At 59.2% G+C, this 18,034-nt stretch carries 18 protein-coding genes; 13 read left to right on the top strand and 5 right to left on the bottom strand.

Going from position 1 to position 18,034, the window contains the following annotated elements; all coding sequences use genetic code 11:
• Nucleotides 1–175: 175 nt before the first annotated feature.
• Entirely contained in the window at nucleotides 176–1,348 is a 1,173-nt protein-coding gene (locus tag ED236_RS00650) for a phospholipase A (RefSeq protein WP_123236028.1), read from the bottom strand.
• Between the two features lie 78 nt (nucleotides 1,349–1,426).
• Nucleotides 1,427–3,163 carry a pyrroloquinoline quinone-dependent dehydrogenase gene (locus ED236_RS00645; RefSeq protein WP_240032018.1) on the bottom strand — a complete coding sequence of 579 codons (1,737 nt, stop codon included), beginning with the start codon at nucleotides 3,161–3,163 and terminating at the stop codon, nucleotides 1,427–1,429.
• Nucleotides 3,164–3,482: 319 nt separating this feature from the next.
• Here ED236_RS00645 and ED236_RS00640 point away from each other — a divergent pair, with 319 nt between their 5' ends.
• From ED236_RS00640 to ED236_RS00585, 12 genes are all read left to right on the top strand, one after another.
• On the top strand, nucleotides 3,483–4,049 hold the full coding sequence (locus ED236_RS00640) for a sigma-70 family RNA polymerase sigma factor (RefSeq protein WP_123236026.1): 567 nt from the start codon (nucleotides 3,483–3,485) through the stop codon (nucleotides 4,047–4,049).
• A 1-nt stretch (nucleotide 4,050) separates the two neighbouring features.
• Nucleotides 4,051–4,761, top strand: coding sequence for an anti-sigma factor (locus ED236_RS00635; protein WP_123236025.1), 711 nt, complete (start codon nucleotides 4,051–4,053; stop codon nucleotides 4,759–4,761).
• Nucleotides 4,762–5,058: 297 nt separating this feature from the next.
• Nucleotides 5,059–5,985: a MerR family transcriptional regulator gene (locus tag ED236_RS00630; protein ID WP_123236024.1), complete on the top strand. Its 927-nt coding sequence runs from the start codon at nucleotides 5,059–5,061 to the stop codon at nucleotides 5,983–5,985.
• A gap of 63 nt (nucleotides 5,986–6,048) precedes the next feature.
• Nucleotides 6,049–7,092: an SAM-dependent methyltransferase gene (locus tag ED236_RS00625; RefSeq protein ID WP_123236023.1), complete on the top strand. Its 1,044-nt coding sequence runs from the start codon at nucleotides 6,049–6,051 to the stop codon at nucleotides 7,090–7,092.
• Nucleotides 7,093–7,094: 2 nt separating this feature from the next.
• Nucleotides 7,095–7,616: a DUF2878 domain-containing protein gene (locus ED236_RS00620; RefSeq protein ID WP_240031972.1), complete on the top strand. Its 522-nt coding sequence runs from the start codon at nucleotides 7,095–7,097 to the stop codon at nucleotides 7,614–7,616.
• Nucleotides 7,617–7,646: 30 nt separating this feature from the next.
• Nucleotides 7,647–8,429, top strand: coding sequence for a DUF1295 domain-containing protein (locus tag ED236_RS00615; RefSeq protein WP_123236022.1), 783 nt, complete (start codon nucleotides 7,647–7,649; stop codon nucleotides 8,427–8,429).
• A gap of 68 nt (nucleotides 8,430–8,497) precedes the next feature.
• Nucleotides 8,498–9,121, top strand: coding sequence for a DUF6134 family protein (locus ED236_RS00610; RefSeq protein ID WP_123236021.1), 624 nt, complete (start codon nucleotides 8,498–8,500; stop codon nucleotides 9,119–9,121).
• 80 nt (nucleotides 9,122–9,201) lie between these two features.
• Complete coding sequence (locus ED236_RS00605; protein ID WP_123236020.1) at nucleotides 9,202–9,759, top strand: lipocalin family protein; 558 nt, start codon at nucleotides 9,202–9,204, stop codon at nucleotides 9,757–9,759.
• Nucleotides 9,756–10,703 carry an acyl-CoA desaturase gene (locus ED236_RS00600; protein ID WP_123236019.1) on the top strand — a complete coding sequence of 316 codons (948 nt, stop codon included), beginning with the start codon at nucleotides 9,756–9,758 and terminating at the stop codon, nucleotides 10,701–10,703. Before ED236_RS00605 ends, ED236_RS00600 begins: the two co-directional genes overlap by 4 nt.
• Nucleotides 10,704–10,707: 4 nt before the next feature.
• Complete coding sequence (locus ED236_RS00595) at nucleotides 10,708–11,961, top strand: NAD(P)/FAD-dependent oxidoreductase (RefSeq protein WP_123236018.1); 1,254 nt, start codon at nucleotides 10,708–10,710, stop codon at nucleotides 11,959–11,961.
• Complete coding sequence (locus tag ED236_RS00590) at nucleotides 11,951–12,739, top strand: DUF1365 domain-containing protein (protein WP_123236017.1); 789 nt, start codon at nucleotides 11,951–11,953, stop codon at nucleotides 12,737–12,739. The genes ED236_RS00595 and ED236_RS00590 overlap by 11 nt, the downstream gene beginning before the upstream one ends.
• A 137-nt stretch (nucleotides 12,740–12,876) precedes the next feature.
• The gene (locus ED236_RS00585) at nucleotides 12,877–14,067 is read left to right on the top strand and encodes an SAM-dependent methyltransferase (RefSeq protein WP_240032016.1); all 1,191 of its coding nucleotides are present in this window, start codon (nucleotides 12,877–12,879) and stop codon (nucleotides 14,065–14,067) included.
• A gap of 14 nt (nucleotides 14,068–14,081) precedes the next feature.
• Here ED236_RS00585 and ED236_RS00580 read toward each other — a convergent pair whose 3' ends face one another.
• Entirely contained in the window at nucleotides 14,082–14,609 is a 528-nt protein-coding gene (locus ED236_RS00580; protein WP_123236547.1) for a class I SAM-dependent methyltransferase, read from the bottom strand.
• A 209-nt stretch (nucleotides 14,610–14,818) separates the two neighbouring features.
• On the opposite strand from ED236_RS00580, the gene mnmC reads away from it, so the two are divergent.
• Complete coding sequence (mnmC, locus tag ED236_RS00575) at nucleotides 14,819–16,873, top strand: bifunctional tRNA (5-methylaminomethyl-2-thiouridine)(34)-methyltransferase MnmC2/FAD-dependent 5-carboxymethylaminomethyl-2-thiouridine(34) oxidoreductase MnmC1 (RefSeq protein ID WP_123236015.1); 2,055 nt, start codon at nucleotides 14,819–14,821, stop codon at nucleotides 16,871–16,873.
• An 87-nt stretch (nucleotides 16,874–16,960) separates the two neighbouring features.
• Here the strand turns inward: mnmC and ED236_RS00570 are convergent, their stop codons facing one another.
• Together ED236_RS00570 and ED236_RS00565 are read right to left on the bottom strand one after the other, a co-directional pair.
• Entirely contained in the window at nucleotides 16,961–17,404 is a 444-nt protein-coding gene (locus ED236_RS00570) for a hypothetical protein (RefSeq protein ID WP_123236014.1), read from the bottom strand.
• A 41-nt stretch (nucleotides 17,405–17,445) separates the two neighbouring features.
• The gene (locus ED236_RS00565; RefSeq protein WP_123236546.1) at nucleotides 17,446–18,012 is read right to left on the bottom strand and encodes an IMPACT family protein; all 567 of its coding nucleotides are present in this window, start codon (nucleotides 18,010–18,012) and stop codon (nucleotides 17,446–17,448) included.
• Between the last annotated feature and the right edge of the window lie 22 nt (nucleotides 18,013–18,034).

The following is an 18,034-nucleotide window of genomic DNA, read 5'->3' as shown; positions in this document are numbered from 1 at the left end:
CACAATTGCAGAAATCCAAGGTTTCAGAAATCCAAGGTTTCAGCACGCCAAGCTTATGCTGCCATACTTTCTGGCATTTTATGCCAAGAGCTACAACACATCAGGTGGCCACATTTTCCTGCCGATCTGGCACCCGCCGCGCGCCAGCCTTTATACGACAGTTGCTAACGCGCTCTCAACGCACGATGGACAAGCCCAAGCGCAGTTGCGTATCGCTGCGCTCGTTGTATTCCAGCAAGGTCTCACCGTATCCCGACAGCAGTTGCAGGTGTGCAAAGGCACCGATGCGCGAGAAGATGCGCTGACTCAACGGATACGACAGATCAATCTGCCCGCTGGCATAGCCGCCCGTACCCTGCCGGTACAAGCCAGTCAGCATCCAGCCATCTTCGCGCCCATAACGCATCTGCCAATCGGCATAGCCGCGATAGCGCTGTATGTCACTGTTGTCGGATTTTTCAAGGTAATGGTAAAAACGCGGGGAGAAGGTGAAGCGCTTGCCGTTGGCCAGGTCCAGATGCCAGCTTGGGCGTATGTAAGCGATATTGATGGAGCGCGAATCCGGGTCTTCACGGCCGTTCGACTCGTGCTCAAAGCCACCACGCCACTCATCCGGGCGCAGTTTCTGCCCGCTGCCCGCCCAGTGGTACATAAAGCCGGGGCGGTAACTGGTGTCGCGGAACGGACTGGAGTCGCCGCCCAGATCCCACAAGGACGTCTGTGCATACGTGAAATGCAGATTGCTGAGCAAGGGCGAGAAGCGCGCCACCGGCCCTTCCGGGTCGAACAGCCGGTATTTGAAGCTGATCTGGAAACGCGCGTCCAAACCGTTGTCCCCGCCTGCGCCAAACACAAAATAGGTAGGCTCGTATGCGGTCAGGGCGGGCTGCTCACCGGGCTCCGGGAACACCAGCAAGGGTCGGTCTTCAGGCACCACCAGGCGTTTCTTGTCCACCGGTAATGCGGCTAAGGCGCCGATGTCCGCTTCATTCACGGCCAGCAACAGCATCTGATTGGAGGCACGCTCCACCAGGCTGGCGCGCACCACGCCAACATAGTCCTGCCTGGGCACGCCCTTGTATTCACGGCGTGCACTGTCGCTGGCAGGCTGCAAGCTGAGTTGCACCTGCTCGGTGCTGCCTGCCGCAGACAGGCTGAGTAGCAACTGCTGTGGCCAGTCTTTGACATTATCCGGCTTGATCACCGCAATGCTCAACTCCTGACCACCGTGCACCTGGGTGGAATGGCTGGCGATCAGCCAGTCCTCCGCGGCCAGCACATTCAGCGGCAACGACAAGCACACCATCAGCAGCTGCAAGCCCGGCAGAGCCCATTTGATTTTCCGCATCGACTTCCCTTTTCCATGCCGACAAAAGCGTCAGCCTGGTAAAAGCCTAGCAGAGCCTGTGCCAGCTGTGCAGCCTAATCAAGGCTTCAGCTTGTAAACCAGGATATTGTCGCCCTGCTTGTAGCCAAAAATGGAATTTCCGCCCGCAGCCACCGCGATGTACTGTTCGCCATCAATGGCATAGCTGATCGGGGGTGCATTCACGCCCGCATCCGACCTGGCCTGCCACAGCAGCTTGCCATTTGCACTGTCATAAGCATTGAAATGGCCATTGCCCTCCCCCGTGAACAGCAGGCCAGCCTTGGTGGCCAGCACGCCACCGACCAGCGGCTGCTCGGTCTTCACCTGCCAGCGGATCTTGCCGTCCGTCAGATCGATGGCAGACAACAAGCCCCAGCGCGCTTCGTCCAGCGGCTCCGAGGCTGCGTAACGTATGGGCGCGGCACCGTTGAGGCCAGGCTTTTCATGCAGGGTGTAATTGATGGGCGCATGGATGGCGGCTACGTACGCTTGCTGTGCAGCCTGATCCAGCGCCACCGGTGACCAGTTCGCACCACCCAGAATGCCAGGGAACACCCGTGTGCCCTCAAAGGTGGCTTTGGCGAACAGGTTATGCTGTGGCACGAAAGCATCTGACTTGATCAGTAATTTGCCGGTGCGGCGGTCATGCACATAGAACCAGCCGGTCTTGCCAGCCTGCCCCACCGCCTGGATCACTTTGCCATCACGCTTCAGATCGAACAGCACGGGCGGGCTGGCCAAGTCATAGCCCCACAGGTCATGCGGCACCTGCTGGTAATGCCAGCGCAGCTTGCCAGTCTGCACATCCAGCGCCACCAGCGAAACCGTATACAGATTATCGCCGGGCCGCGACACATCGTTCATCTGCGGCGAAGGGTTGCCAGTACCAAAGTAAAGCAGCCCGAGTTTGGCGTCTATGGCCGGCGTACTCCAGGCGGAACCACCACCAAAACGGGCAGAATCCGGGTAATCCTTGAGACTGGCTTTTTCTGCGGCCACATCGCGATTGAGCGGCACGCCATCTGCCGTCTTGCTGGCGAACTCGCCTTCCCATCCCTGCGCGGGGATGGTATCGAACTGCCAGACGCGTGCACCGGTGTTGACATCAAATGCCGCCAGAAAACCGGGACGGCCATAGCGCCCGGTCACGCCGATCACGGCACCCAGTGGCGCATCCTCACGCGGGTTGTCGATATGCAGGCCATAGCCGACGCCCGTGATGCCGACGATCACTTTACCCTTGTAGACCACTGGCGCCATGGCGATGCCCACGCCAGTGCCGCCGGTGATTTTGCGCGTGCTGTTCGGGTCCTTGTCATTCAAGGACTCCTGTCCCTCGGTGGTCACCGCGTCCTGCACGGCATCGATATCCCACAGTACCTTGCCGGTTCTGGCGTCCAGTGCCAGCAGACGCGCGTCCACGGTGCCCATGAACACTTTGCCATCGGCGACCGCGACACCTCGGTTAGCGGGGCCACAGCACAGCTTCCAGTCTGGCCTGCGCTGGTGTTCATAACGCCACAAGGCCTTGCCGGTCTTAGCGTCCAGCGCCAGCACATGATTGAACGGCAGTGAGACATACATCACCCCGTCCACCACCAGCGGCGTGCTCTGGAAGCTGGCGTTGATGCCGGTCTTGTGCTGCCAGGCCAGGTCCAGCTTGTGGACGTTGCTTTTGTCGATATGGGTCAGCGGTGAAAAGCGCTGGTTGGAATAATCGCGGCCGAAGCTGGGCCATTCTGCTGAGGCCGCTGCATCGATGCGCGTCGTGGCTGCATCGTTGACTGGCTGCATACTGGCGCATGCGCTGATCAGCAGGCTGGTCATCAACAGGCAGGCGATTACAGGGGTATATTGGCGGCTGGTCATCATGGGCTCACTTGTTGGTTTTTGATTCTTGCAACATCATCTTCTGACAGCCTGACATACGCTTTGCAAGCCGTCTATACAGATTAGTATAGCCACACCAGGTGAAGTTCAGCAAAAAAATTCGGGTGCTTGCATCCAAACCGTGTTTGCATCAGTAAATTCGGTTGACATTATAAAGTCGCACACACACTATTTGCGCCACAACAAAGACCCTGATGCAGACCAACCTCATGCCGCTGACACTATGGCCCTGAATAGCAAAGACAATGCCGAAACGCTGATCCTGTTACTGAACCGTAGCGGTCAGGGTGACCGCGCCGCGTTCGCCGCACTTTATCAAGCCACCTCAGCGAAACTGTTTGGGCTGGCGCTACGTATATTGCACAGACGCGACCTGGCTGAAGAGGCGATCCAGGATGTATACGTCAAGATCTGGCATCACGCCCCTAGCTATCGTGCTGACAAGGCAGCGGTGATGACCTGGATGACCACCATCACACGCAACCGCTGCCTGGACCTGTTACGCAGCCTGCCCCCCGAACATGGGCTAAATGAAGAACAGAGTTTTGATGAATGGGCTTCGGACGACCTGGGGCCGCTGGAAAAAGCGACCAGCAACAGTGAAGCGCGTGCCTTGCTGCAATGCATGAAACAACTGGCGCCATTACAACGCCAGGCCATCGCCTTGAGCTATTTCCAGGGCATGGCGCACGAACAGCTGGCGCGCCAGCTGGTGCAACCGATAGGAACGGTGAAAACCTGGATACGGCGCGGCTTGCAGGTACTGCGATCCTGCATGGGAGCCCTTTGAGATGAGATACGACAAACCTGAACTGCGCGACATGCTGGCCGCCAAGTACGCACTGGGAACGTTGCGCGGTGCTGCACGCCTGCGCTTCGAACACCTGGTGTTGCAACGCGAGGATTGGCAGAACTGCACGGACTGGTGGCTGATGCGTGTGAGCCTGCTTGCCGACACCGTGGTTGCCGTCAAACCCGCCTCTTCTGTCTGGCGCGACATAGACCGGCGTCTGTTCCCTGCATACAGCCGCACCCGCCAATGGTGGCGCACGCTGGCGCTGGGCTTTTCTGCCGTTTCCGCGCTATTGCTGGTGCTGTTGATCAACCCTGCGCTCAATCCGCTACAGCCACCTGCACAACAAACCCAGACTAGCGGCATCCACATCGCCCTGCTGGCTGACACGTCTGCACAACCTGGCTGGCTGTTGACACTGAGCCAACTACAACGCCAGTCACAGGAACTGCGTGTGGCGAGTTTGCCTGGCCTGCAGGTCCAGGCCGACAAAGCCTATGAGTTGTGGCTGTTACCGGCTGACCAGTCAGCACCTGTCTCCATCGGCCTGCTGCCGCAACAAGGCAAAGCCAGTTTGAGTATCAAGCCTGAGCTTGCAGCACAACTGCTGACGGGTGCACTTGCCGTCAGCGTAGAACCGCCGGGAGGCTCACCCAGTGGTCAACCGACCGGTGCAGTGCTTTATCAGGGCAAGATCGGCGTGATCTGAGCGTAGCGCGGATGGGCAGGCAAGCATGGTGTGGGTTGGCGAGGCCGGTGCCTGCGCCCGCTATCTGCTTATCGTCACAAGCCAAGGCTGTGCATGAATCCAAAACAGCGGCTATTGCGTACAGCTATGGGTGATAGTTTGCGGCATATCTGAGCGCACCCAAACGATGAACGAATAGGTTTTGAATATGAAAACGCAGATCGATTCAGCTTGAATCATTTTTTGAAGAACTTTTGCATAATAGTTGAATCGTAAATCATGATTGCACTCAACCTGATTGCATCCATGAGGTTACTTATGAAAACGACGCAGACATCCAGTGAAGCATTCCCCATCCGCACCGTTGCAGCGCTGACCGGCATCAACCCGATCACACTGCGCACCTGGGAACGTCGATACCATCTGATCGAGCCACTGCGTACCCCCAAAGGCCATCGCCTATACAGCAAGGAACACATCTCCATGCTGCAGCGCGTGGTCGCCCTGCTGGACCGCGGCATCCCCATCAGCCGCATCAACCACACCCTGATCGCCGGGGACAGTGATAATCGCACCCAACAGGAAACCGAATTCTGGCAACGCCTGATCACGCGCATGGTCACCGCCGTCAGCCGTTTCAACGAAGCGACGCTGGAAGCGGCTTATAACGAAGCCATGGCGCTCTACCCGATCGAAACCGTCACGCAGCGTCTGCTGGTGCCCATGCTGAGTACTTTGGGTGAACGCTGGGCCAATGCCGAAGGCACCATCGCCGAGGAGCATTTCTTCGGCGTCTATCTGCGCAATAAACTGGGAGCGCGCTTCCACCATCGCAAACGCCATGAGAACGGCCCGGCACTGATCTGCGCCTGCATGCCGGGAGAGCGGCATGAAGCCGGCCTGTTGCTGTTCGCACTGAGTGCCTACGAGCAAGGGTTTCGCTGTATCCTGCTTGGCACGGACATCCCCCTCAAAGAATTGACCGCCGCAGTCAAGCAGGCCAATGCGCAAGCCATCGTGCTATCTGCTTCCACGCTATACAATCCTGACCTGCAGAACGAGGAACTGGCTGAGCTTGCAGCCCGCTGTGGGGTACCGGTATTCGTTGGCGGCCAGGCGGCGGTGTATTTTTCAGACGCGCTGGAACAGACCGGTGCCATTGCGCTGGGCACCGACATCAACAGCAGCTTGCAGCACATCAGCGTAACACTGGCTAATCACGCTGCCGTTCGTTTGCAACATTAAACAGCTGCTGTATCGATCTTGATCACTTCAACCATCACTAGAACTTAATAGCCAGGAACAACCATGTCATTGATTAAAATGGCCATCGCCGGTGTAGAGCGTGGCCTGATCCCAGATAGCCTGATACGCGCCGGTATACGCAAACTTAGCGCGCAACGCCTGCGCGAGATCCAGGCCAGCGACTGCGAAGCATCGGCTGATCTGGAAACCACTTTTCTTAAGGGCATGCACAGCGGCCCGATCGCACCGGTACCCGAGCTTGCCAACCAGCAACATTATGAAGTGCCTGCCGCCTTCTTCCACTATTGTCTGGGACAACACCGCAAATACAGCTCCTGCTATTGGGATGCCAATACCAAAACGCTGGACCAGGCCGAGGCGCTGGCACTGAAACTCACCTGCGAACACGCCACACTGGCCAACAAACAGAAGATCCTGGAGCTGGGTTGCGGCTGGGGTTCGCTTACTCTGTGGATGGCCATGCACTACCCGCACAGCCAGATCACCGCCGTGTCCAACTCCAATTCGCAGCGTGAGTACATCATGGCAGAAGCCAGAGCACGCGGACTCAATAACGTGCACGTCATCACCTGTGACATGAACCAGTTCCAGGCACCGGAGCAATATGACCGCATCGTTTCCGTCGAGATGTTCGAACACATGCGTAACTACCGCGAGCTGTACAGCCGTGTGCACGACTGGCTGCTGCCTGGTGGCCGCCTGTTCAAGCATATTTTCGTGCACCGCCTCACGCCCTACGCTTTCGAGGTACAAGGTGAAGACGACTGGATGAGCCAGTTCTTCTTCTCAGGCGGCATCATGCCCAGCGACGACCTGCCATTGCGCTTCCAGGAAAAACTCAAATTGCTGCAACTGTGGCGCTGGGACGGCACGCATTACGAGAAGACCGCCAATGCCTGGCTGGCGAATATGGACCGTCACGCCGAGCAGATCACACCCATTCTGGAAGCCACCTATGGCAAGGATGAGGCGGCACGCTGGCGTCAGCGCTGGCGCATCTTCTACATGGCCTGCGCCGAGCTGTTCGGTTATCGCAATGGTCAGGAATGGTGGGTCACGCATTATCTGTTCGAGCGGCCGGCCTGAACATGCGCGTCGCCATCAACTTCATCGCATTCCAGCTAGGCTGGCTGGCCTGTGTGATCGGCGCAGCACAGGGCATGCCCTGGCTGGGGCCACTGGTTGCGCTGGTGGTGGTGCTCTGGCACTTGCGCCACAAGGCTGATGCCGGGCGTGAACTGAGCTGGATACTGGCGGCCGTCGCGGTCGGCAGCCTGTTCGACCAGGCACTGCTGTCGCTGGGCTGGATCAGTTTTGTTAGCAGTAGCTGGCCCGCCTGGTTGTTGCCTGCCTGGATGGTCAGCCTGTGGCTGCTGTTCTGCACGACACTCAACGTCAGCATGCGCTGGATGCATGGGCGCTGGCTGATCGCAATGGTGTTTGGTGCCGTCGGCGGACCGCTGGCTTACCTGGCTGGCGCCAAGCTGGGCGCGATGAGTTTGCTCGATACCGAGGCGATGCTGATCGCCCTGGCGATAGGCTGGGGCTGCCTGATGCCAGCATTGTTGTGGCTGTCGGCGCGCTTTGACGGTAATGCAGTCAGCAAGTAAGCAGTGAACCAACCATAAGGATTATTCATCATGTTCGACTGGGCACTTTATCTGGAAGCACTGGAATCAATGGCCACCTTCGGTCTGCTGGGCTGGGTGCTCAGTGTGTTCCTGCGTAATGTGACCATCGTCGACAGCATGTGGGCCATGTTCTTCCTGCTGGGCGTGCTGTGCTTTGTGACCGGCAACGAGACCATGACGGAGCGCGGTTTGCTGATCCTGGTGCTGGTCACTGCCTGGTCAGCGCGTCTGACTGGTTACCTCACCTGGCGCAACCGCCCCATGAGCCGTGGCATGCAGCATGAAGATCACCGTTATGCCGCCATACGCAAGAATAACCAGCCATTCTGGTTCAAGAGTTTGTATATCGTGTTCGGCTTTCAGGTGTTGCTGGCCTGGATCATCTCGCTACCGCTGCTGGGAGCGGCCAATAGCAGCTCGCCGTTGAGCTGGCTGGATGGCCTGGGCCTGGCACTCTGGCTGTTCGGGTTTTTGTGGGAAAGCATAGGCGATGCACAACTGAGCCGCTTCAAGGCTGACCCGGCCAACCGTGGCAAGGTCATGGATAGCGGTTTGTGGCGCTACAGCCGTCACCCCAATTATTTCGGTGAATGCTGCCTGTGGTGGGGCTTTTATCTGATCGCCCTGAGCGCGGGTGCCTGGTGGTCCTTGCCTGCGCCAGTGCTGATGACATTGCTACTGCTCAAGGTCAGTGGTGTGGCCTTGCTGGAAAAAGACATAGGCGAGCGCAGACCAGCGTATGCGGCTTACATCGCGCGCACCAATGCCTTCATCCCGGGCCTGCCGCGTTGATGGTGTCCCGCAACCACATGCGCAAACACCAGCGCGCAAACGGAAGCTAAAACCAGATGGGAGATCCGATGAGAACCATGTCCGCCATGTGTGCTTTGCTGTGTGCCATCAGCATGCCGGCCGCCGCTGAACAATGGGCATTCGATGCCAGCCTGGACGGGAAAGCCATAGGCCAGCACACTTTCACCTTGCAGCAGAACGGGGATACCAGGACGCTGACCAGCGTGGCCAGCTTCAATGTGAAAGTCCTGTTCATCAATGCTTACAAGTATCAGCACCGTGCCACGGAAACCTGGCAAGGCGACTGCCTGAGCAGCCTGGAAGCCAACACCAAAGAGAACAGCGATGTCACGGATGTAAAAGGCAAGCTCGACCAGGGAATATTTCGCGTGCAAGCCCCCAAGGGCGCACTGGAACTGCCAGCCTGTGTGATGACCTTCGCCTACTGGAACCCGCTCATGCTAAAGCAGCAGAAGCTGCTCAACCCGCAAACCGGGGAATGGCTGAACGTCAACATCAGCAAGCTGGGCAAGCAAACCATTGATGTACGTGGCACGGCCGTGGAAGCCGATCACTACAAGCTGGAAGCCCCCAAACTCAAGATCGAATTGTGGTATTCGCCGCAACAGGAATGGCTGGCACTGCAATCCACCACGCCTGAAGGCTATGTACTGCGCTATAAGTTACGTTGAGAAGTTACGTTGATTAAAAAACAGCTTATCCATATAGATCAATTGATTGCATTGAAAAGTTAACATGAAAGCGAACTGCAATGACCAAGTCCCTCTACCTGCGCGCCTTGCTGATAGGCTGTGCGCTTATGCTTAATGCCTGTACTGCCAACAAATTGCCGCCTATCGCGACTGTGTCGCAGGTGGATCTGCCCCGCTTCATGGGCGACTGGTATGTGATCGCCGCCATTCCGACCCTGATCGAGACCGAGTCCTACAATGCGGTCGAGTCCTATACGCAGAATGCGGATGGCAGCATCGCCACCACCTTCCGTTTCAACAAGGGTAGCCTGGATGGCCCGGTCAAGACCTACAAGCCCACCGGCTTCGTCAAACCAGGCACGGGCAATGCGCTGTGGGGCATGCAGTTCATCTGGCCCATCAAGGCAGAATACCTGATCGCGCACCTGGACGCGGCCTACAGCCAGACCATCATCGCACGCAATGCGCGTGACTACGTGTGGATCATGGCGCGCAGCCCGGACATGAGCGAGGCTGAATATAGCGCACTGACCAGCCTGGTCAGCCAGATGGGTTACGACATGAGCAAGTTGCGCCGTGTGCCGCATCAGTCCAGCGCAACAAAGGGACAGCCATGACAGCAGCCGCACGACCGTTGTGGAGCCGCCTGGTACGCTGGTTCGACAGCAGCACAGACCCTGCTGCGGACATCGATACCCCGCGCATAGACTGGCTGCGCGTGATCCCCTTTGTGCTGCTGCATCTGGCTTGCCTGTCCGTGATCTGGGTGGGCTGGAGCGCGTTCGCCGTGCTGTTCGCCGTGCTGTTGTATGGCATACGCATGTTCGCGGTGACCGGCTTTTACCACCGCTATTTTTCGCACAAGGCTTTCCGCACTTCACGTTTCATGCAATTCCTGTTCGCACTGCTGGGCGCCACTGCCGTGCAGCGCGGCCCGCTGTGGTGGGCTTCCATGCACAGGCATCACCACATGCATTCCGACCGTGTCGAAGACGCCCACTCGCCGGTGCAGCATGGCTTTTTGTGGAGCCACCTGGGCTGGTTCCTGTCGGATGCCTACTTCGCCACGCGCACCGAGCGTGTGAAAGAGCTGGCCGCGTTTCCGGAACTGCGTTTTCTGGATCGCTTCGATGTGCTGGTACCGGTGTTATTCGCGCTGGCCATCTATGGCCTGGGCGAATGGCTGGCAGCGGCAGCGCCCAGCCTGGGTACCAATGGCTGGCAACTGCTGGTTTGGGGCTTTGTGATCTCGACCGTGGTGCTGTATCACGCCACCTTCAGCGTGAACTCGCTGGCCCACGGCTGGGGCAGCCGCCGCTATCCTACCCGTGATGAAAGCCGCAACAACTTCCTGCTGGCCATCCTGACCCTGGGCGAAGGCTGGCATAACAACCATCATCACTATCCGGGTGCCGCGCGCCAGGGCTTCTACTGGTGGGAGATTGACCTCACCTACTACGGCCTGCAGATGCTGCGCGCCATGGGACTGATCTGGGATTTACGGCCGGTGCCCAGCAAGATACGCGAATACCGCAAACCTGATAGCAGCGGAGCAGTTTGAACCCATGAAGATCGCCATCATCGGCAGCGGCGTGTCAGGCAACACGCTGGCCTGGCATTTGCACCAGGACCACGACATCACCGTATTTGAAGCCGGCAGCCACATAGGCGGCCATACCCACACGCATGACATCGAGCATTTCGGCCGGAGTTACAGTGTGGACACCGGCTTTATCGTGTTCAACGACCGCACGTACCCCAACTTCATCGCCATGCTGGAAAAACTCGGTGTGGCCTGGCAGGACAGCCACATGAGCTTCAGCGTGCGCTGCGAGAAGACCGGGCTGGAATACAACGGCACTACGCTGAACTCGCTGTTCGCGCAGCGTCGCAATCTGTTCCGCCCCTCTTTTCACCGCATGATCCGCGACATCCTGCGCTTCAACAAAGAGGCGCTGGAATTGCTGGAAGAAGGCACCGAGATCACCTTGGGGGCTTACCTGCAACAGCACGGCTACAGCCAGCAGTTCACCGACCATTACATCGTACCCATGGGCGCCGCCATCTGGTCCACGGAACCGCAGCAGATGCTGGCCTTTCCGGCCCGCTTCTTTGTGCGCTTCTTCCATCACCACGGCATGCTCACCGTGAACAACCGGCCGCAGTGGCGCACCATCAAGGGCGGTTCAGCGCGTTATGTGGAGGCCCTCACCGCCGGGTTCAGTGAGCGCATCCGCCTCAACACGCCGGTGGTCAAGGTGCGCAGACTCAAGGATTCGGTCGAAGTCACGCCACAAGGTGGCCCAGCAGAGCGCTTTGACTGGGTGTTCTTCGCCTGCCACAGTGATCAGGCGCTGGCCATGCTGGCCGACCCATCCAGTGCAGAACAGCAGATCCTGGGGGCGATCCCCTATCAGCAGAACAGCGTGTTCCTGCACCACGACACGCGCCTGATGCCCAGTCGCAAGCTGGCCTGGGCGGCCTGGAACTACCATGTCCCCAGCCAGCCCACGGGCAAGGTCGCCGTCACCTACAATATGAACATCCTGCAATCGCTGGATGCACCCAAGCCCTTGCTGGTGACGCTTAACCATACCGATGAGATCAATCCGGCCAATGTCATCAAGCGCCTCAGCTACCATCATCCGGTGTATACGCCCGAGGGCACGGTAGCGCAGTCGCGTCACCACGAGATCAGCGGCGTGAACCGCACTGGCTACTGCGGTGCCTACTGGCGTAACGGCTTCCATGAAGACGGCGTGGTCAGTGCACTGGCTGCACTGGAACATTTCCGGCAGGCACAGGCGCATGTTGCATAGCGCCATTTACAGCGGTTGGGTGCAGCACCGCCGGTTTGCCCCCAGAGCGCACAGCTTCCGCTACAAGCTGTTCATGCTGTATCTGGATCTGGACGAACTGGACCTGCTGTTCAAAGGCCGCTGGTTGTGGTCGGTAGGCCGCTGGAACCTGGCCTGGCTGCGGCGCGCCGATTATCTGGGTGACCCCGCCCAGCCTATCCGCGCTGCCGTGCAGGCCGTGGTGCTCAAGGAAACCGGCCATGCACTGAGCGGACCGGTACGCATGCTCACGCACATGCGCTACTTCGGGCACTGTTTCAACCCGGTCACCTTCTACTACTGCTACGCCGCAGATGGCGTCACGCTGGACAGCATCGTCGCCGAGATCACCAACACGCCCTGGAAAGAGCGCCACGCCTACGTGCTGGATTGCCGCAACAAGCCGGTGCAGCAGCTGGATTTCAGCTTCAGCAAGGATTTCCACGTCTCGCCGTTCATGCCCATGCAGATCGAATACGACTGGCATTTCGGCAAACCGGGGCAAGCCCTGTATGTGCACATGCGCAATCTGCGTGGCGATGGAAAGATGTTCGATGCCACCCTGCAACTGCAGCACCAGCCTGTCACTGGCGCGACCCTGGCCAAGGTGCTGCTGCAGTTCCCGCTCATGACGCTCAAGGTCAGCGCCGCCATCTACTGGCAAGCCCTGTGCCTGTGGCTCAAGGGCGTCCCGTTTCACAGCCACCCGGCCAAGATCAGCAAACCCGGCGTATCGTCGTCGCAAGGAACACGTTCATGAAATCCGCCCGTCCCCCTTCCAATCCAGTCAACTCCCTTGCAGTCAACGCCAAGGACGCCAGCGCGGTGCGTGTAGGCAATACCGCCCTGTTCGGGCTGCCACGCAAGTCCGGCTGGTTGCAGAACCTGGCCAGACGCATGGTACTGAAACGCCTGCAAGGCATGACGGTGGGTGAGCTCGTCATTATGGAGGGTAGCCAGCGTCACCGTTTCGGGCGCCCTGGCGGGCTCAGCGTGACCCTGCAGGTCAGTGACGCGCGTTTCTACGGGGATATCGCCTTTGGCGGCTCGGTCGGTGCAGGTGAAGCCTACATGCTGGGCTACTGGAGCGCAGACAACCTCACGGCGCTGATCCGCCTCATGGTGCTTAATCAATCGGTGATGGACACGCTGGAAGGTGGTCTGGCCTGGCTGGCCAAACCCCTGCTCAAGCTGCTGCACAGCATGAACCGCAATACCAGAGACGGCAGCCGCCGCAACATTGCCGCGCATTACGACCTGGGTAACAACATGTTCCAGTTGTTCCTGGACCCGACCATGATGTACTCCTCGGGGATCTTCGATGCAGCCGAGATGACCCTGGAACAAGCCTCCATCAGCAAGCTGGAACGCATCTGCCAGAAACTGGACCTGCAGCCCACCGACCATGTGGTGGAGATCGGCACGGGCTGGGGCGGATTCGCCATCTACGCCGCCCGCCATTATGGCTGCCGTATCACCACCACCACCATTTCCAAAGCCCAGTACGATCTGGCGGTGGAACGTGTAGAGGCGGCCGGATTGTCCGGCAAGATCAATATCGTTCTTAAGGATTACAGGGAGTTGGAAGGCACATTTGACAAACTGGTTTCAATCGAGATGATAGAAGCCGTAGGCTACCAGTTCTATGACGAATATTTCCACACCTGCGCCCGGCTGTTAAAACCTGAAGGCATGGCACTGATCCAGGCCATCACCATCGCCGACCAGCGTTATGAATCTGCCAAGCGCTCGGTGGATTTCATCCAGCGCTATATCTTCCCGGGCAGCTGCATCCCCTCGGTGACGGCGCTGCTCAGCAGCGCGACGCGGGCCTCGGACCTGCGCCTTTACAATCTGGAAGACATAGGCCCGCACTACGCCCGCACCCTGGCCGAATGGCGGCATAACTTCTTTGTGAACATCGAACAGGTACGTGCGCTCGGCTACCCGGAAGAGTTCATCCGCATGTGGGAGTTCTACCTGTGTTACTGCGAAGGCGGCTTTGAAGAACGCGCACTGGGCGATGTGCATCTGCTGCTGGTCAAGCCAGGCAACCGTCGCAGCCCGCTGCTGACCACGCTGCAATAAGCTCAGTCAGTTGTTCAAGCGGCGCGCTGCGCGCAGATACGCTGCAGCATGGCGGGCGGCATGGTCTGTAGCATGCCCTGTTCGAAAGCCAGCACCTGCAACGTTGGCTCGAACACCTTGCGCAATTCGTCCGGCATGAGCAGAAAATCCGGATTGGCCGGTCTGCCATATTGCTCATGACCGCGCATGAAGGTCTCGTAGATCAGCACGCCACCGGGCGCGAGCGCCGCGGTGAGGTGTGGAAACAGGGCACGGTGCAGATAACGGGTGACCACGATGCCGTCGAACAGGCCGTCATACGGCCAGGGTGCGTTTTCCAGATCGGCATGCAGCACCTGGATGTTGTGCATATTGGCCAGACTGGCCAGCGCGTCGCTATCCCTGTCCACTGCATCCACCTGCCAGCCCTGCGCCGCCAGCCAGCGCGCATGCCGCCCTGAACCGCAGGCCAGATCGAGCACCCGACCACAGGCGCGGATATGCTGCGCGTGCTGCGTGACCCAGCCAGATGGGACAGAGGCGACGTGTAACTCAGCCGACATGGCAGTGGTGGCGACTGCTGTGGCTATAATGCGGCTGATGCTTGTCATAGGCGCCATGGGCTGACACTATTTGAGGCATCATTTTGTCCGGGTAATGTTTCATGTGGCCTTGTTCCAGTTGGCTTTCATTATGTCTTTCATCCTGATATCCATGCCTATGGACCGAGGCTTAACGCTTTACGTCACCCCACTTCAACATCGGCATCCTCATGAGCCAATCGCCCTCATCGCCTGAACCCACCCAAGACGCCCAGCTGGACTGGCCGGATGGGCAACCCTATTCGCGGCAGTTCGGTGATGTATATTTCTCGCGTGACGATGGCCTGAACGAAACACGCCATGTGTTCCTGCACCACAATGCGCTGGCAGAACGCTGGCAGGCGCTGCAACAACCGCACTTTACCATCGCCGAAACCGGCTTTGGCACCGGCCTCAATTTTCTGTGTGCCTGGCAGCTGTGGCGCGCGCAAGCACCAGCGTCGGCACGACTGCATTTCATCAGCACCGAACGCTATCCGCTAAGCCATGACGATCTGCAGCAGGCTTTGGCATTATGGCCGGAGCTGCACAGCTACAGTCAGGCACTGCTGGCGCAATACCAGATGCTGGCACCGGGCTGGCACCGGCTGCAGTTCGATCAGGGCCGTGTGCTGCTGACCCTGCTGATCGGCGATGCGCTCACTACATTGCCAGGTCTGCATGCCGGAGGCGGCTCTTGTGTCAGCGCTGGCCTTAACTCCAGCCTCAAATTTGGTATAGACGCCTGGTTTCTGGACGGGTTTGCGCCGTCCAGAAACCCTGACCTGTGGCAGGCGCCGCTGTTCGCGCAGATGGCCAGGCTGTCCCATGCGGGCACCACGTTTGCCACCTTCACCAGTGCTGGCCTGGTCAAGCGCGGCCTTAGCGAAGCTGGCTTCAGCGTGCGCAAAGTGGCCGGTTTTGGTCGCAAGCGCGAGATGCTGTGTGGACACTATGCAGCCACCACCACGGTGCACAACCACACCCCGTCTGCACGTCGTGCCATCGTCATCGGCGGCGGCGTCAGCGGCACTGCCAGCGCCCATGCCCTGGCGCTGCGTGGCTGGCAGGTGACGCTGATCGAACGGCATGCCGCACTGGCACAGGAGGCCTCTGGCAACCCGCTGGGCATGCTCTACCCCAAGCTCACCGGGCAGGATACCCCGCTGGGGCGGCTCGCTCTGCATGCTTACACCTTTACACTGCGACTACTGCAGACCCTCAACCTGCCAGCAGACGCCCATGCCCGCTGCGGCCTGCTGCAACTGGCGCATCGCGGCACACAGGAACCTGAGCCGGGTCAGGACAAAGGCCAGCAACCGGGCAATGGCAAGCATCAGGCACGGCTGGATGCCATCGCGGCGCGTGGCTTGCCACAGACGCTGGTGCAGCGCGTGGACGCCGCCACAGCCAGCCACATCGCAGGTATCCCGCTGCAGCATGAGGCACTGTATTTCCCTGCCGCTGGCTGGGTGGACCCGGCAGCCCTGTGCACGGCTCTCGCTGCCCAGCCAGGCATCAGTACGCTGACCTGCAGCGCAGCGCTGGCATTGCATCAGACCGCAGATGGCTGGCAACTACAAACCAGCACCGGCGTGCAACTGGAGGCTGACATGGTGGTGGTGGCCAACGCCAATGACTGTAAAGCGTTCACGCAGACAGCCGCACTGCCGCTGCGGCCCGTACGTGGTCAGCTGAGTTTTGTACCCGCTACGGAGGCTAGCCTGGCATTGAAGACCGTGCTGTGCAGTGATGGTTACATCAGTCCAGCCCGTGCCGGCTATCACTGCCTGGGTGCTACCTTCGTGGGATATGAAACCAGTACTGAGGTGACCGAGGCAGACCATCTGGCCAATCTGGACATGCTGCAACGCAGCGCGCCTGTCATGCATGCCGCACTGGCTGGGAAGGCCATGCAAGGCCGTGCCGCACTGCGTTGCGCCAGCCCCGACTATCTGCCACTGGCGGGCCCCATGCTGGACCTCGCGGCATTGCAGTGCAAGGTGCCCAGGCACAGCGCACATCCGTCCAGCCTGCCCTGGCTGCAGGGCTTGTATGTGAATGTGGGGCAAGGCTCCAAAGGCCTGATCCAGGCACCGCTATGCGCAGAGTGGATCGCCAGCCATGCCAGCGGCGAACCTGCGCCCATGGACACAGGCTTGCTGGCGGCATTGAGTCCGAACCGCTTCGCGCTGCGCGAACTGGGCCTCAAGCGCATCACCCAGCATCTGCACGATGAGACGTGAGCGCCTGATGGCAAGCGCGTGACAGGTATCCGGTTTGGGAAACCCTCATCCTCTTTCAGCGCTAGCTTTTACTACAATCACTCGCTTTTACTGCAATTGCCTGATCGACGCCAGCACCGCCTCACGCATCTCAGTGATCTCCTTGCTGATAGCTTGCTCGCTCGCCGCATCCGCGCCCAGCCTATCCACCTGCTGTTGCCAGGCCGCATAAAGCTGCTGCCCTTCTGCTGCCGCTGCTGGCGTCATCAAGCGGCTCACATCACGGATCAGCACCACATGGCCCCAGCCATCCAGTGTATTGCCGCGCTGCTTGTCGCGTTCAAAATGCGCATAGTTCACCACGGTCTGCAGCTCGCCCAGCTCCTTCAATACTTCAAAGGCAGCGTTACGCATATTGTGGTTGAGTTCGTTCTGATGGTCGCGCCAGGTGTTGTAGTAGAAGCCGCTCAGCGCGGTCAGCAGACTGATGATGGCCACCAGATTGGCGCGGAATTGCCGCTTGAATTGCTCGTACCAGCCGCGTAGTCGCATGATGTCTCCCGAAATGGAACGGCAGACATGCCAGCAAAGCGTTATAAGGCGGTGTAGCGTGCTTTGAGGGTCTGCGCTTCTTTGGTCGGCAGCCGGATGATGAGCCTTACACGTTCGCCGAACTGCTTGTCGATGACTTCACCGTGCAGCTTGCTGACTTCACGCGTCAGCATGTCCAGTCTGGCGTAATCCAGCTCCAGCGCGATGCTGGTCATTTCCACATAGGGCACGATCTCGGCGGCTTCCAGCGCCATGCGCCCGGTGCCGCCGTAGGCACGCGCCAGGCCGCCAGTGCCCAGGTTGATGCCGCCGTAATAGCGGATCACGCCCACACACACATTGATCAGGTCACGCCCTTCCAGGAATTGCAGGATGGGCTTGCCTGCCGTGCCTGATGGCTCGCCGGCATCGCTGAAGCGCTGCACGATGCCGTCTGGTGTTTTCAGGCGAAAGGCATAGGCCAGGTGATGCGCACTGCTATGCAGAGCCGCCAAGCGCCGCAGAGTCACAGCCACCGCACGCTCATCCGCGCAATATTCCGCCACCGCGATGAAGCGGGACTTGGTGATGGTTTGCTCGGCCTGACCGGCACGGCCTATGGTTTGCATGCTGGTACTTTGCATACTGACT

Source organism: Pseudomethylobacillus aquaticus, assembly GCF_003730115.1.
Taxonomy (GTDB): Bacteria; Pseudomonadota; Gammaproteobacteria; order Burkholderiales; family Methylophilaceae; genus Pseudomethylobacillus; species Pseudomethylobacillus aquaticus.
This window is presented reverse-complemented; position numbering and strand designations above follow the sequence as displayed.